Below are 15,149 nucleotides of genomic sequence, written 5' to 3' on the forward strand. Positions count from 1 at the left end.
GGCCCAACTGGACCGAGCGTGCAAAAGTGGCCAAAAATCAGAACAATATAAGAACTTGCAAAAGTAACCGACCTTCGCCGCGCCGTGCGTGAACTAGTAAGATGCGGACAAAAAAGCCATTCCCCTCGCTTCCCCTAATGTCTGGTTTGGCGAACCGTTCAACATTCGCTGATTTTTGGAAAGATTTGTACAGTTGCAGCTATTGGTAAGCTGGCGGTGGATTTTCTCCTAGCCAAGTCATCCAATGAACCCAAACATCCACACCGTTGTTCTTTAATGTTTCAAACAGGTCATTTTGGCGATGTCCGATACTACGCACATCGCGATACAGATCGTTACCGACAAGTTCGACGGAGCGAAGAGTTGGCATGGCCAAAAGAGCCTCGGTGTTTGAAACGGGTACGCCGCCTTCAATCACTTCCAACTTATCAAAGCCCGCTAACAGATTTAGATCGAGTTCGGGGATCATCGATGAAGCTTCAAAAACCCGTAGGTTTCGCAAATGTTGAAGTCCCTCAAAGCTCGATATGTCGAAGTCTTCCGTCTCACCATCCCAAGTCGGACTTACGTAGAAATAGATTTCTAGGCCTCCATCAAAGGATAACGTTTCCACCTCATCGAGAAGGCTCTGGCCGAGGGGATATCGGGCGAGGTAATCATACGCCGGTTGAATTATTCCAAACCCAAGGTCCCATGGATCGGACACAGGTTGGTCTAGGACCCAAGACAGGAAATCAGAGCTTTCCCCTAAATCGATGTGCCCTTCCTCAAGAAGCGATGACAGCACCACAAGTTTTAAGTTTGGATCAGCAAATGGCGCTCCAGTTTCACCGCGAGGCTCCGGGTAGGATTGAGCGGTCGCAGTCTGCGAAAGTGCGGCCGCGCCAATTGCTATCGCGCCACTCCATGCCTGCAAACCTTTCAAAATGCCAACGCCCCCCAATTTTCTTTCCATCTCAACGGTTACATTGGCCGGAGAGTATAAAGAGATTCATAGTTCGATCCACCCTTCATCCTTAGACATCAAGGCAAGCATTGCGACACCATGGTGACATTGCCATCAAGTCCCACAATTCCCAAGCCGGCATTCGCTTTAATGAAGAAAATAGGTCAAAATGGGCTCTGACTTTGAAGCCGCCGCGTCCTGAACGAACGGCGGCTTCAGGTTTCGGCATCAGCGAGAGCCCGGTAGACCGTCATTCTGGAAACGCCGAGATCACGGGCGATCTGGGCTTTTGCGGTGCCCTCACCTGCCAGCCGCCGGATTTCCTCATCATCTACAGACTTTCGCCGCCCCTTGTAGATGCCTTTATCTTTGGCGACTTCGATTCCAGCGCGTTGACGATCCCGAATGAACTTGAGCTCCATGTCGGCGACCATGCCGAGGACGGTGATGACCATGCGGCCCATATCCCCGGCGGTGGTGACTTCCGGTTCAAGCACCCGGAGCGATGCGCCTTTGGCATCAAGTTCATGGACCAGATTCAGCACATCGCGAGTGGATCGGCCGAGGCGATCGAGACGATGCACGACCAATTCGTCCCCGTCGCGCAGAAACTCCATCACTGTCGCCAGCTCAGAACGATCATCACGGGAAGCACCAGAAACGGTTTCCGAACGGATGACCTCACATCCCGCCGCATTCAGCTTTGCTTTCTGAATGTCGAGATCCTGGCTTGATGTACTGACGCGGGCGTATCCGATCTTAGGCATGGGAACCTGTCACATTAGGGTGGCTTACGCTTTGATGCTGTACCATTAGTCGTTTGACTACCCATTTGTGACATTTCACTTTGTCACATCAGCCTGTCTCCTGTGGGTGCACTCTTTTGTGCATATGGATCACGCCGCTTGTCGTCCAAAGTCGATCCGCTTGTCCAAATCCACATCAAACCGCCCGTAGGGATTGATGTGCGAATAGATCAATGGGGAGAGACCACGGTAATCGCGCTCAGACAGGCGGTTTGCCCAGGTCGGCTCCGACAGCACCGATTGCACCATACGAGTATTCACATAAACGAGGGATGCCTGAAGCAAATGCAGCGCATGCGCTGAGATTTCCTGATCGGCAATCCGGTTGCTGGAAATCTCGCCGCCCTTGCCGAAGAAGATAAAGCCGTTGGCGCTGTTCCAGTTCTCAACCACATTCAGGCCCTCATGGATTTCGCGGCGGAACGTCTCGGATCGGAGATAACGACACAGGAAGATTGTTTTGATTGCCTGGCCGAGTTCAGCAAGTGCCTTGTAGGTTGGGTGCATGACATCAGCACGCGCAAAGCAGCGGAGAATGGCTTCCGGGTCCGCAGTGCCGTGCTGCATGGCCGCAGCGTATTTGACCATCTCATCATATTGCCGCTCAATCTCATTCCAATCGATCGTACCTGACAGGATTGGCAATAGGTTTGGAAGCTTCGCCCGCATGCCAGCGCTCGGCAGGGCCAGCTTCTGTTCGGCGATCGCTTTCAGCCGTGGGGCAAGCTCAAAGCCGAGAAGGTGACAGAATGCAAACCCAATTGCGCTTTGGCCATGGCTGTCCACATATTGGCGCTGGATCTCCATGTCCGTGCAATGACGCAGCACACCTTCGATCATGGATGCCACTTCAGACGATGAACAGCGCTTCAGCTGAGAATAGATACAGGTCGCTTGCTGCGCGACATGCCAATAGATCATCACCCCACGCCCGCCATAGCGGGCGTGCCATTCCGTCATCAGATTTCGGTCCCAGGCCCCGAACTTGGTGGAGTCTGATGCACAGGCCGTGCCTGCCTCGCCCCAGACGCTGGGATTGCGGATGGCAAGGGTGGCATCTGCAACGCGCGCGGCCGCGGCACGCAGAGAGGCTGGGTCAATATAGCGCCGTCGAATGTGCAACAGCTCGTCATAACTGGTCCCGGGCACCCCAGCAGCAACACGCTTCAAACCCGCATTTGTACCCAGACCATATAAGGAGAGCAGCAAACGTTGATCCCGAATGTCGGCTGGCAACGCCTCTCTGGTCGCGGAGGTCTCAAAGGCATCAAGAAAGCCCGTGTCTAGCGCCGTTTCCTTCAACGTATCCAACAGTCCCGCCATGGGCCATCGCCGATTGACCTCGGATTTGAGGCCAATCAGACCCTTGGGCTCAGGGGCTGGTTTGAAGGGCGTGATGCTGATCCGGTTGTCACCCGACCAGCGCAAGCGGACCATGTCATTGTCAGGTAGCGTGACATTCAGCTCTAGAAGCTCCTGTTCTACTTGCGTGCGAACGGACTGGCTAAATGCCTGTGCGTCCTGAGTGAGGTTCAGCCCGCTGTAATAGGCCGCGCGTTTCTCGGGAAAATCCTTTGGTAGATCATTGTCCGGATTACGATGACGATCCGCACCCTCGATCCAGATTTCCTTTGCCCGAATCCGCTCTCGTAATTGGGTCAGGATACAGAGCTCATAAGATATGAGATTCATCCGGCCTCGTTCATCCAACACAGTTGCACACCATTTGCTCGGGATCGATCCTTCTGGAGCGAGAGAGGCCGGTGCAGTGCGACGCCCTTCTTCGTTGAGGCGGGCAATCAGAGCCAAGGCATCAAGGATCGGTCGCCATGTCTCATTGTTCGACCTAAATCTCAGAACGGATAGTAAGGAAGGCAGCATCGGGCGATAGTGACTGGCATAGGATCCCCGCATCACCGTCTGGATCTGAACATTGAGCGTACCCTTAGCATTGTGCTCATCAATGATGGCCTTCAGCTTGGATGCACCTGCGATGGGAAAGATGACATCCGACACCTTGCCATTCGGCGCCATCATCGCCGCCGTCGCGATATCCACCAGCAATTGTTCCTTGCCGTGTACCTTGTTTATGTCTGCGGCAATTCTACTAATCACCTTGGTTTTTGATCGCGTATCAATGCGATGCACGACTTCGATCAGCAGACGCTCTGATCACATCAAACGGCAGGTCGAGGTCCCGAATGAAGGCAAGCCGATCTGCCGCATTCAGAACATTGCCCAATGTCGCGGCCCCAACATCGTCCTTCAGACGTTGAAAACCATGATCGCCACAAGGATCAGCCAAGCTGGCTTCCAAAGATGTCACGGTTTTTGAAGCCAGCGATCCTGTGATTTTCTTGAACAAATCATCAACAAAAGCGCTCTGGGCGGGTCGAACAGACCGAATAAGAACACCTTCTGCTGGCGGGAGAAGACTTTGATCGCGGAAACAACGAAAGCACTGATCAAGCATATCCACCATGGAGTCGCCACTTGGGCAGATCGCAGACCGCAACCATTCTTGAAGTTCAGCACGATGACACTCCCGGGGTCTGGAAAGGTCCAGATGTCTAGCAACCTCCAGTCTGTATCGGCGTGCAGTGCGGTCAGAAAACAACCGGCTCGGCCGAACCGTCTGGGGCAGAAATGAGAGAAATTCCATATCCTGAAAGGACAGGCTCCAGTCCCGTGCCGCGATACTGTCCATCTGCTTACCCCCCCAAATACTGTTCGAAAGCAAATGGCTACGGCATTTCAAAGTCATTGCAAGACTACTTGTTCACAAATGTTCTGAACTTTGGCCACTTTTACACGCTCGGGCCAGTTGGGCCAATTTGGAGCAAAGGGAAAAGGGGCATCTGGCTCTGTTGCAAACTTTTCTCAACTTTTTTCAAGCTGGCAAGGCGGTGTCGAAGGAGGCAAGCCATGAGTGCTTTCAAAGGGCGTCATTTCACGGGTGAGGTCGTGCTTTGGGCGGGTCGGTGGGACTGCCGCTGTGGCATCAGCTAAAGCGTTTCGCCTTAATTATTGTGTCTCAATAATAAGGCGAAACGCTTTCTGGGCAAGGCCATAAAGGGCTGCAAGGACTGGAAAAAACCCAGTAAGATCAACACAGAAAAGGCCGCATGTTCAATCTGACCCGCGCCCCCATCAGCGAAAAGCGCATGATCGAACGTGCCTTTGGTGTTGGGCCATGTGTCATGCCAGAGACAATGGCGTGGCTTGAACAGCAGCGCGCAGCATAATTGTGCCTCTCAGAAGGGCGATTGTGGCCTGCCGAAAAGTTTGCAAAAGAGCCGGAATACCAGCAATCGCGGCCAAGGCCTTTGACTGACGCAATATAGCAAAGCGGTACACGCTGCATCCTCCCAGTCCGGGTTGGCGCAGCGCGACACCCGCGCTGCTTTACCTTGATAGACTGGTTCCGTCGTGCTGATTGTCCGGCTGCGGTTTCGGATGGTCCTCAGGGCATTGAACGCACCTGTGTCCCGGTCGTTCCGTTGAGCAGCGCCAGCGCATCCTCAAGCCGGCCGATACCGGCAAGCCCTCCTGCCTCCGCGAAATCAGCCGCTGCCACCATCTTGGGGCCCATCGAACCTGCAGGAAGGTCCAGCTTGCGCGCCTCTTGCGGGGTAAGCCTATGGATCGGCTCGGCATCATCGGTTCCGAAATTCCGATAGGCCGCATCCACATCAGTGAGCAGAAGCAGCGCATTCGCGCCGAGACGCTGAGCGAGCAGTGCGCTGGCGGCATCCTTGTCGATTACGGCTTCGACACCGGTCATGCTGCCATCGGGCAGCCGCAGCACCGGAATGCCGCCGCCCCCGGTGCAGATCACGATCACCCCCTGATCCAGCAGCAGGCGCAGTACACGCAGGTCCGGAATGTCCTGCGGCTTTGGCGAAGGCACGACGCGCCGCCATTTGTCACCATCCTGCGCGATGCTCCAACCCGCGGCGGCGGCGCGTGTTTCAGCCTCGTCTCGGGTATAGACCGGCCCGATGAACTTGGTGGGTGCCTGAAACGCGGGGTCGTCAGCGTTGACCACGACCTGCGTCAGCAGCGTTGCGACCGGCTGCACATGACCCAGCGCATTCTCAAGTTCCTGCTCGATCATATAGCCGATCATTCCAACGGATTCCGCCCCCAGCACGTCGAGAGGGAATGCCTCATCTGGCTTGTAGGCCGCGCCCTGAAGTGCCAGAAGCCCGACCTGCGGTCCGTTACCATGCGTCACCACCAACCTGTGCCCGGCGCGCACGATATCCGCCAGCGCCACGGACGCGGCACGTACATTGCTACGTTGATTGTCTGCCGTCAGAGGTTGCCCCCGTTGCAGCAGCGCATTTCCGCCAAGGGCCGCGACCACCAGCATCTCTAGTTCCCCAAGGTGGCGACAAGGACCGCTTTGATCGTGTGCAGGCGGTTCTCGGCCTGATCAAAGACAATCGAAGCCGGGCCTTCGAACACCTCTTCGGTCACTTCCATCGCAGTAATGCCAAAGTGTTCCGCGATTTCGACGCCAACCGCAGTTTCGGCGTTGTGAAAGGCGGGAAGGCAATGCATGAATTTGGCTTGGGGATTGCCGGTCCTTGCCATCACATCAGAGTTGACCTGATAGGGCAGAAGCTGACGAATGCGTTCGCCCCATTTCTCCTTGGATTCGCCCATGGACAGCCAGACATCGGTGTAGATAAAATCGACCCCGTTCACAGCCTCGTCGACATCTTCGGTGATCATGATCCGCGCGCCGGTGGCCTGCGCGATCGTCTGCGCCTCTTCCTGTATCGCGACATCAGGCCAGCAGGCCCTTGGCCCGCACAGGCGTACATCCATGCCCATCTTGGCACCGCCGATCAGCAGGCTATCACCCATATTGTTTCCTGCATCCCCCAGAAAAGCATAGGCAATCTGGTTTAGCGGCGTGTCCGAATGTTCAGACATGGTCAGGAAATCCGCCAGGATCTGCGTGGGGTGGAATTCATCGGTCAGGCCGTTATAGACCGGCACTCCGGCATATTGTGCCAGAGTCTCAACAATGGGATGGCCAAAGCCGCGGTATTCGATCGCGTCATAGACCCGGCCCAGGACACGAGCTGTATCCTTGACGGTTTCCTTCTTGCCGAGGTGCGAACCTGACGGCCCCAGATAGGTGACATGGGCGCCTTGATCGTGGGCGGCCACCTCAAAGCCGACACGGGTCCGTGTACTATCCTTTTCAAATATCAAGGCGATTTCCTTGCCAGTCAGGCGCGGCACTTCATAGCCGCCATATTTGGCCGCCTTGAGATCAGCCGAAAGTTTCAGAAGAAACCCAATCTCCTGCGGACTAAAGTCGCGCAGAGCCAGAAAGTGGCGGTTTCGCAGGTTGTAGGACATGGGATTTCCTTTTGTCAGATTGCGTCGCGGATGGTGGGGCAGCTCATGCAGTGGCTTCCACCCCTGCCCCTGCCCAGTTCGGCGCCGGGGATGGCCAGAACTTCGATCCCGGCGTCCTTCAATGCCGCATTGGTGTCGTCGTTGCGATCATAGCCAATGACAACACCGGGCCGCAGCGCCAGCACGTTGTTGCCATCGTTCCATTGTTCGCGCGATTGTTCGGCCAGATCACCGCCGCCGGTGGGCACAAGATGCAGCTTCTTGAAGCCCAGTATCTCTGCGGTGATCTCGAACAGATGCCGGGCATCGCGCCGGATATCGAGCGCGGCACTGCCGGCGCCGGGACGCAGATCGTAACAGGTGATCGCATCGGCCACTTCCTTGAAGGTGGTCACAACATCATTGCCACAATGGGTGAACACAGTATCCAGATGCATCGCAGCCCGCGAACGGGGCATCTGACAGGCGATGACCCGTGTCACGTCCCCCCCCTGGAACAATGCGTCGGCCAACTGGCCCACCGCCTGCGGGGACGATCGCTCGCCCATACCGACCATCACCACGCCATGGCCAATGGGCATGATGTCCCCCCCCTCCAGCGTGGCGGAACCGAATTCGCGTGTCGGATCGCCAAACCAGACCCGTGCCCCCGTGAATTTGGGGTGGAACCGATAGACGGCAGCCATCAACAGCGTTTCGGGTCGCCGGGCCGGCCAGTACATCGGGTTCAGGGAGACTCCACCATAGACCCAGGCGGAATTGTCTCGTGTAAAGATGAAATTGGGCAGCGGCGGCAGAATAAAACCGTCGAGGCCGAGATAGCTGCCAAACATGCCGGATGGGGTGAAAGGGAGGTCATCGACCATGATCCCGCCGACAAGAAAACGCGCCAAGTCGGCACCGGGCAGCTCTTCCATCCAGGCGCGCAGTTCGTCCCGCATCCCAACACCGACCTCATTGCGGGTGATACGATGATCGAGCACCCAGGTGCGGGCTTCTGCCATATCCAGCGTCTCGGCCAGAAGCGCCATGGCGTCCAGCACCTCGACGCCCTCGCCGCGCATGATATCGGCAAAGACGACATGGTCCTTGATCGCCTGCTTGACCCAGAACACATCATCGAACAACAGATCGGAACAATTGTCGGGTGTCAGGCGGCGGTGGGCAAGGCCAGGCGGTGACACGATCACCTGCCGCAATTGCCCCGTTTCCGAATGAACGCCCAGTTTCTGCTCAAGCATCTGAAATAACTCCTGTTTTTTGTTAAAGAGCGGCGGCCAAACTGATGCTGACCGAGATGAACACGACCAGGATCAGCAGCAAGGGCCACACGAAAACGATCCACCGGTCGAACGACACACGTCCGATCGCCAGACCGCCAATCACCACGGCGGATGTGGGCGTGATCAGGTTCACCAGCCCGCTTGCGGATTGATAGGCCGTCACGACAAGGTCGCGGCCGACGCCCGCAAAATCCCCCAACGGGGCCAGGATCGGCATCGACAGAACCGCCAGGCCGGAGGAAGAAGGCACCAGAAAGCTCATCCCGATCTCGATCCAGAGCATCAGGTTGATGAACGCGATTTCCGGCAGGCCACCGAGGGTGTCGGCCGCACTGTTCAAGATCGTATCAGCGATCAGGCCTTGCTCCATGATCACCACGATGCCGCGCGCCAGCCCGATCACCAGGGCCACCCCGAGCAGATCCTTGGCACCATCAACAAAAGCAGAGGTCAGCTTCTTTTCACCCATCCGGGCGACCAGACCGACAACGATGGCCATACCAAAGAACAGCGCCCCCATCCGGGCCATCCACCAGCCCTGACTCGACACACCCCAGATCATCACGGCGAAGGTGGCAAAGAACAGGATCAGAACCAGCTTCTGTGTGCCGGTCAGCTTCGGCTCGCTGAATTCCGCATCCGTCTCCTTCAGGAAGTACCGCTGGTCGCTGTCGCGTTGTGCGGCAACGACAGATCGCGCCGGGTCTGCCTTGATCCTGGACGCGTAGCGCATGACATAGGCGATGCAGATCGCAAGGCCGCCGATCAGTATGAGCAGCCGCAGCGCCATACCTTCTGTGAATGGAATACCCGCTGCATTGGACGCAATCACCGTGGCAAAGGGGTTGATGGTAGATCCCAGCGTGCCGATACCAGCGCCGATCAGGATGATTGCCACCCCTGTTATGGAATCGTATCCTGCGGCGATGACCACAGGGATTAGCAGCGCGTAGAAGGCCAATGTCTCTTCGGCCATGCCATAGGTGGTTCCCCCCAGTGCAAAAAGCGACATGAGGATAGGAATCATCCATATCTCGTGCCCTTTCAGGCGCACCATGGCCGTCTGAACTCCGGTGTCGATAGCCTTTGTGGCATTCACCACGCCCAGAAAGCCACCCAGAAGCAGCACGAACAGCGCTACGTCGATGGCATTGGCGGCATAGCTGTCGGGGTCATAGAACCCCGCGACAGGTGCCAGCATGACCTCCATGAAACCCTGCGGATTCGCGTCGACTGTCTGATAGGTACCCGGCACCGCGACCTCGCGGCCAACCTCTTCGTTCATTGCGCGGTCGTACTGCCCGGCAGGGATGATCCAGGTCAGGGCCGCAACGGCGATGATCAGCAGAAAAAGGATGGAATAGGCGGTGGGAAAGCGTGCTGCCAATCCGCCCTCATCGGGCTTTTTGTCTATAGATGTATCGGTCATTGTGGCCTCCCCTTCTTTCAATGTGTTTAAGGTGTTTGATGTGTTTGAGGTGCTGAATTCGACGCCTCTTGCACCAGCTTGACGATCTGCGCCAATGCCGTGTCAGCGCCGACCTTGGTGGCGCGATAGCGGAACGCGCCGCTTTTGTTGATCGTGGCACCGATGACGGTATCGCCCCGGGCCTTGCTGACCGGCATCGGCTCGACGGTCAGCATCGACTCGTCCACCAAGGGCGATCCTTCGACGACCGCACCCTTCACCGAAAGCTTGTTGCCCGGCCGGATCACCACGGTTTCACCTTCCAGCACTTCAGAGGTCGGCACCTCTATCTCTGCACCGTTGCGGATCAGGGCAGCCTTGGGTAGCGCAAGATCGAGAAGAGCCCGGATCGCCGCAGATGCTCCGGCGCGTGCCCGCAGTTCCAGCTGCAATGGACCCTTGGAAATGGGGCTGTTGTATCTCATCATCCCAGCCATACATCTAGAAACAACATGATCACGAGGCCGACCGCGAGACCGAGTGTCGCCCTGTTTTGATGGCCGGAACGGTGGGTTTCGGGAATGATTTCATGGCTGATGACGTAGAGCATCGCCCCTGCGGCGAAGGCGAGGCCCCATGGCAACAGCGGCTGCGTGATGCTGATGATGCCAGCACCCAGAAGCCCGCCCACCGGCTCAACAAGACCTGTCAGGGCGGCGATACCCCAGGCGCGGCGCCTGGAATAGCCCTCGCCAAGCAACGAGACCGCCACCGCGAGACCCTCAGGAGCGTTCTGCAGCCCGATGCCAAGAGCCAGCGGCAAGCCGCCCGAAAGTCCGTTGGCCCCGAACCCGACCCCGACAGCAAGCCCCTCGGGGAAGTTGTGGATGGTGATCGCAATGATGAAAAGCCAGACGCGGCGCAGTGAAGCAGCGTCTGGGCCTTCCCGCCCCGTCTTGAAATGCTCATGCGGCAGCTTTTCGTTCATCAGGGCAACCGCGCCCATACCAAGCAGGATCGAAACACAGACGATGGCCGCCGGGAGAGCACCGTTGTCGAACTGTCCTTCGGCAGCGTCGAGAGCCGGGATGATCAGCGAGAAAAACGATGCAGCGAGCATGACACCCGCAGCGAAGCCAAGCAGAAGATCCCGCGTAGCCCGGGAGGGGATGCGCCCGAAAAGAACGGGAATCGCCCCGATCGCGGTCAGCGACCCGGCAGCCAGGCTTCCAAGAAAACCGAGGGTTATTGGGGAAAAGAATTCCAAGGGTTGAGGTCCTGTCGATGGGTCAGTTAGTGACTGAATAGCTGCTAAAGATCTCGGTCGATCCATCGCCGCGGATCAGGGAGACGTCATAAGCCTCACGATCATCCTCCGGTCCCATGCCCGGCGCGCCATAGGGCATTCCCGGCACCGCCAGCCCCGCTGCATCTGGACGCTCATCCAACAAACGCTGAATGTCTGATGCCGGCACATGACCTTCGATCACGTAGCCGTCGACCAAAGCCGTATGGCAGGAGACCATGCCCTGAGGCACGCCATTGTCAAGTTTGAAGCGCACAAGAGATCCCCCGAACATGTCCTCGCCTATCGGCGCGAATCCGCTTTCCTCAAGGTGCTTCATCCAGGACAGGCAACAGCCACAGCCGTTTGTCTTCCGGACGTCAATCTGGATCGCATCGGCGACAGCTTGCGCCGCGGGAAACAAGGCTAGCGTGACTGCAAGGGCGGGAGCCAGTCGTTTCATGGATTAAAGCCTTTCGGTTGTTATTTGCACAAATTCTCTGGTGAGCCTCTCGGCCAGTAGCGAGCGTGCCTCAGCCAATCGCTCAAGTGCAGCCGTGTCATCCGCATCCCGCTCGGCCGCCTCTGCCAGTCGGTCGTCTGAGAGAGGATCGGTCGGGCGACCATCGACCAGAACCTCATAATGCAGATTTGGGCCGGTCGCGGTGCCGGTTGCACCGACGCGACCGATCAAGTCTCCGGCCATCACGCGCTGCCCTTGCTCGAGTGTGTCCGGCACCTCGCTGAGATGTGCGTATCGTGTCAGGGTGTCGGATCCATGCGCTATCTCCACCACCCGGCCATATCCACCACGACGTCCGATGAAGCTCACGCGTCCAGGCGCCGTCGCTTTCACCGGCGTACCTCTTGCCGCAGCAAAGTCGACGCCGGTGTGCATGCGCACATTCCCATAGACTGGGTGTGTGCGACGGCCAAAGACGGAACTCAGCCGCGCTCCTTCCACCGGTTGGGCAAAGACACGCAGGACCTTTCCATCAACATAGATCGTCGCTTTGCCGCTGTCGTCATCCGGCCAGACGATCTCGTAGACTGTTTCACCAAGATCCAGTGCGGCAAAGGCAAGTTCGGGCTGACCGATCCTCTCGCTTCCGTCGCGCGCTTCGCGCCAAAGAAGACGCACCGTCTCGCCACCGGAAAGTTCGCGTCGAAAATCCACTGTGCCGCCCAGCATCTGTGCCATGTCGACCGCAAAGCGAGCAGGGATGCCCGCCTTGTCCAAAGCCGCGAAGACAGAGCTTTCGATCACTGCCTCGCCCGCGATCGTCACCATTTCAGGGTCTGGCTCCAACACGCGGGTGGCAAGCTGTTCGCCAAAGACGGTCTCAATCCGGACACCATCTTCGATGGCGAGTTCTACACGATACGGCGTGCCGTCCGTTGTGGACACCACGGTAATGACGTGACCCGGACGCAAACGACGCAGATCATATTCCGCACCAATCGCCCTGGCGATTTCGGCACGATCCGAAGCCTCCAATCCCGCATCTGAAAGGACCGCATCAAGCGTTTCTCTCGGTGCAATCTCGCGCGACCAGGTCACGAGGGGGGGCTCGATAGATGGCAACGAAATATCAGCCTGTGAGACGGGCAGGAGGGGCACGGGCCTGAGTTCAAAAGCGCCATCCGCCTGGCCGAATAAAGAGCGTACTGAATTGGTTTCGGCGATCTGAGGCAACGAGAGCGGAGCGGGAGACCAGAGAGTCGCTTCAGCAATCGCAGGAGGCACTGGCTCTTTGGAAAGAACGCCAGATATAGCGGTGGCCATCACCGAGAAAGCGCCTGCGACCACAGCGCTCGCCAAAACAGTTCTAATCTTCATGTTTCCCCCTCTACGTCTTCTGTCAGTGCACGCTGGATCTTCGGCACTGCGAATTCTCTTGGCTCGTGATAGTCGATAATGGTGACAAGTTCACCCTTGGCATCGAACAGGAATACGCTTGCCGTATGGTTCATTGTATAGTCGCCGCCTTCTGTCGGGACGCGCTCATACGAGACACGAAATCCTTCTGCAGCGCGGGCAACCTGGTTTTCCGGCCCAGTCCAGCCGCGAATGTCCGGATGAAAATAGCCGACATATTCGGCCATGGCCTCGACCGTGTCCCGCTCCGGATCAACTGTGATGAAGACCACGTTCATCTGCACGGCTTCGTCTCCGAGATCTTCAAGCCAGCCTGAGATATCCGATAACGTTGTGGGGCAGACATCCGGGCAGTAGGTGAATCCGAAAACCACCATGGTCGGGCGTCCGATCAGGGTTTCTGGGCCCACTCCATTGCCTTCGTGATCGGTCAATCGGAAATCCATCGCCGACAGCGAGAGAGGCCTTTGGCCCGCAGTTTTTGGTGCACCTGGACCCTCTACGCGCCACCAGCCGACCCCAAGCATCAGAGCGGCAGCGCCTACACTGGCTGCACCGTATTGGACCACATGCCGACGCTGCATCAGCTCTCCGGCCCGCGGGCTGCGATCCCTAGGATTGGGACCTCGACAGTCACTTCACCACTGTCCGAGAACGTCAGTGTCAGCGGGAAGGTCTCGCCTTCGATCATCGGGTTTTGCAGCTTCATGAGCATGGCGTGCAGCCCGCCCGGTTCCAATGCGACGCTTTGGCCTGGTTCAATCGTGATTTCGTCAGCAGGCGCCATAGAACTGACGCCGTCGGTGTTGGTTTTCGTCTTATGGATCTGGGGCATCAAGGCCAGTGGTGTTGTAAGCCCGGTCAGCGTGACCGCGTCTTCACCGGTGTTGCGCACAGTCATATAGGCGGCACCAGGGCGGTTGACGCCGATTGAAGCACGGGACCACGCGTTTTCGACGACCACGTCCTGCGAACCAGCAAAGGCCGGAGCCGACATGCCCGAGAGCAGTAAGACAAGGGTCAAACGATTGATGTAAGGTATCTTTTTCATAAAGAACTCTCCTGTATCTGGCCGAGCGTCAACTTTGGCTGGCCGCAACTTCCGCCGCCACCAGTCGCCGCAGTTCGTCCTCACCGAACGGATCTAAGGGTTTAGAATTCACAAAAAACGTGGGCGTTTGTCGCACGCCTACCGCTTCGACATCAGCACGGTCCTGATTGAGCACCGCCACGCCACCGGGGGCCAGCATCTGTGTCCGAGCCGCTTCGACATCCAGTCCACCGCTTGCGGCAATCTCAAGGATCAAACCCGGTGCCGGCGTGCCATGGGACGCCCATCGTGGCTGCTCTCGCAGGACCGCTTGCAGCACGGGTTCGAACACATCCTGCATCCGCGCAGCTTCGAGAACACGGATCGCTTCCACCGACACGTCCCCGTGAAAGGCAGTGTATCGAATGACGACACGGACCGCATCGCCGTGCTCGGCCATGATATCCTTGACCACGGGATAGAATGCGCGGCAGGCCTCGCAAGCTGGATCGAAAAACTCGACAATTGTGACAGGTGCCGTTTTGGGGCCGAGGATCGGGGAATAGGGCCGGATCAGCACATCGTTCACTTCGGGCGCAACAGGGACTGCCCCTGCCATGGGCTGGGGGCGGTTGACATACCAGGTCGCGCCGCCAAAACCTGCGGCACCAACGGCGAGAACGGACAGAACAAGGCCGCGTCTATTCATGTTTGTTTTTCCTTCAGTGAAAGGGCCGACAGCATCCCGATCATCGTGAAGGCGACAAGCGCCATCAGCGGAATCGGAATGCCGAAGACCAACTGGTTGTCATCGGCACAAGAAGGACCAGTCGCCGTGCAGGGCTGGATCGCCTCGGGGATCAGACCGACATAGAGGCCGATGTGATACAATGCCACCACCGCCCCCCCAAGCGCCAGTGCAACGCCATAGCGCCCCACACGCGGATCCTGCCACCACAGCCCGAGCCCAAGAACGATAGCCAGGGGGAACATGAAGGCGCGCTGGAACCAGCAAAGGATGCAAGGCGTTTGACCAAGCACCTCGCCGATAAAGAGCACGGCAAGCGATGAGATAAGCGCAATGATCCAAGCAAGAGCAAGGGCCGTTTCTCCGGAAAGTCGTGTCATGGGGA

Annotated in this window: 16 protein-coding genes and 1 pseudogene; 1 reads left to right on the forward strand and 16 read right to left on the reverse strand. The window is 57.6% G+C overall.

From position 1 onward, the window contains the following. Window positions 1–199: 199 nt before the first annotated feature. The 4 genes from AKJ29_RS12125 to AKJ29_RS20085 all read right to left on the reverse strand — a co-directional run bounded on the left by AKJ29_RS12125 (window position 200) and on the right by AKJ29_RS20085 (window position 4,234). Complete coding sequence (locus tag AKJ29_RS12125) at window positions 200–955, reverse strand: DUF6892 domain-containing protein (RefSeq protein WP_139231453.1); 756 nt, start codon at window positions 953–955, stop codon at window positions 200–202. A 206-nt stretch (window positions 956–1,161) separates the two neighbouring features. Beyond that, window positions 1,162–1,713, reverse strand: a complete 552-nt coding sequence (locus tag AKJ29_RS12130) for a recombinase family protein (protein WP_055191269.1) — start codon at window positions 1,711–1,713, stop codon at window positions 1,162–1,164. A gap of 129 nt (window positions 1,714–1,842) precedes the next feature. Beyond that, on the reverse strand, window positions 1,843–3,867 hold the full coding sequence (locus AKJ29_RS12135) for a Tn3 family transposase (protein WP_235477523.1): 2,025 nt from the start codon (window positions 3,865–3,867) through the stop codon (window positions 1,843–1,845). A gap of 19 nt (window positions 3,868–3,886) precedes the next feature. Beyond that, a complete protein-coding gene (locus AKJ29_RS20085; protein ID WP_235477524.1) occupies window positions 3,887–4,234 on the reverse strand; it encodes a hypothetical protein in 348 nt (115 codons plus the stop codon). A gap of 443 nt (window positions 4,235–4,677) precedes the next feature. Between AKJ29_RS20085 and AKJ29_RS20590 the strand changes: the two are divergent. Next, window positions 4,678–4,758, forward strand: a pseudogene (locus AKJ29_RS20590) (IS6 family transposase); the annotation flags it as partial. Window positions 4,759–5,215: 457 nt separating this feature from the next. Here AKJ29_RS20590 and arcC read toward each other — a convergent pair. Genes arcC through AKJ29_RS12195 form a run of 12 tightly spaced genes read right to left on the reverse strand, consistent with a single transcriptional unit; the run spans window position 5,216 to window position 15,144 of the window. Continuing rightward, complete coding sequence (gene arcC, locus AKJ29_RS12140; RefSeq protein ID WP_055191270.1) at window positions 5,216–6,127, reverse strand: carbamate kinase; 912 nt, start codon at window positions 6,125–6,127, stop codon at window positions 5,216–5,218. Window positions 6,128–6,129: 2 nt separating this feature from the next. Continuing rightward, complete coding sequence (gene argF, locus AKJ29_RS12145; RefSeq protein WP_055191272.1) at window positions 6,130–7,131, reverse strand: ornithine carbamoyltransferase; 1,002 nt, start codon at window positions 7,129–7,131, stop codon at window positions 6,130–6,132. 14 nt (window positions 7,132–7,145) lie between these two features. Then, complete coding sequence (locus AKJ29_RS12150; RefSeq protein WP_055191274.1) at window positions 7,146–8,372, reverse strand: arginine deiminase; 1,227 nt, start codon at window positions 8,370–8,372, stop codon at window positions 7,146–7,148. 22 nt (window positions 8,373–8,394) lie between these two features. Next, window positions 8,395–9,843 carry a YfcC family protein gene (locus AKJ29_RS12155; protein WP_055191276.1) on the reverse strand — a complete coding sequence of 483 codons (1,449 nt, stop codon included), beginning with the start codon at window positions 9,841–9,843 and terminating at the stop codon, window positions 8,395–8,397. Window positions 9,844–9,869: 26 nt separating this feature from the next. Beyond that, a complete protein-coding gene (locus tag AKJ29_RS12160; RefSeq protein WP_055191278.1) occupies window positions 9,870–10,274 on the reverse strand; it encodes a P-type ATPase actuator domain-containing protein in 405 nt (134 codons plus the stop codon). A 32-nt stretch (window positions 10,275–10,306) separates the two neighbouring features. Further along, window positions 10,307–11,089, reverse strand: a complete 783-nt coding sequence (locus AKJ29_RS12165) for a ZIP family metal transporter (protein ID WP_055191280.1) — start codon at window positions 11,087–11,089, stop codon at window positions 10,307–10,309. A 22-nt stretch (window positions 11,090–11,111) separates the two neighbouring features. After that, window positions 11,112–11,570: a DUF411 domain-containing protein gene (locus AKJ29_RS12170; protein ID WP_055191282.1), complete on the reverse strand. Its 459-nt coding sequence runs from the start codon at window positions 11,568–11,570 to the stop codon at window positions 11,112–11,114. Window positions 11,571–11,573: 3 nt separating this feature from the next. Continuing rightward, window positions 11,574–12,947 (reverse strand): M23 family metallopeptidase, encoded by a 1,374-nt coding sequence (locus AKJ29_RS12175; protein WP_055191284.1) that lies wholly within the window; start codon window positions 12,945–12,947, stop codon window positions 11,574–11,576. Beyond that, window positions 12,944–13,570, reverse strand: a complete 627-nt coding sequence (locus AKJ29_RS12180) for an SCO family protein (RefSeq protein ID WP_055191286.1) — start codon at window positions 13,568–13,570, stop codon at window positions 12,944–12,946. Before AKJ29_RS12180 ends, AKJ29_RS12175 begins: the two co-directional genes overlap by 4 nt. Beyond that, window positions 13,570–14,037, reverse strand: coding sequence for a copper chaperone PCu(A)C (locus AKJ29_RS12185; RefSeq protein ID WP_055191288.1), 468 nt, complete (start codon window positions 14,035–14,037; stop codon window positions 13,570–13,572). Before AKJ29_RS12185 ends, AKJ29_RS12180 begins: the two co-directional genes overlap by 1 nt. A gap of 28 nt (window positions 14,038–14,065) precedes the next feature. Next, the gene (locus AKJ29_RS12190; RefSeq protein ID WP_055191290.1) at window positions 14,066–14,725 is read right to left on the reverse strand and encodes a DsbA family protein; all 660 of its coding nucleotides are present in this window, start codon (window positions 14,723–14,725) and stop codon (window positions 14,066–14,068) included. Next, the gene (locus AKJ29_RS12195) at window positions 14,722–15,144 is read right to left on the reverse strand and encodes a disulfide bond formation protein B (RefSeq protein WP_055191293.1); all 423 of its coding nucleotides are present in this window, start codon (window positions 15,142–15,144) and stop codon (window positions 14,722–14,724) included. The genes AKJ29_RS12190 and AKJ29_RS12195 overlap by 4 nt, the downstream gene beginning before the upstream one ends. Window positions 15,145–15,149 lie beyond the last annotated feature (5 nt).

This window comes from Aliiroseovarius crassostreae, assembly GCF_001307765.1.
GTDB classification, from domain to species: domain Bacteria; phylum Pseudomonadota; class Alphaproteobacteria; order Rhodobacterales; family Rhodobacteraceae; genus Aliiroseovarius; species Aliiroseovarius crassostreae.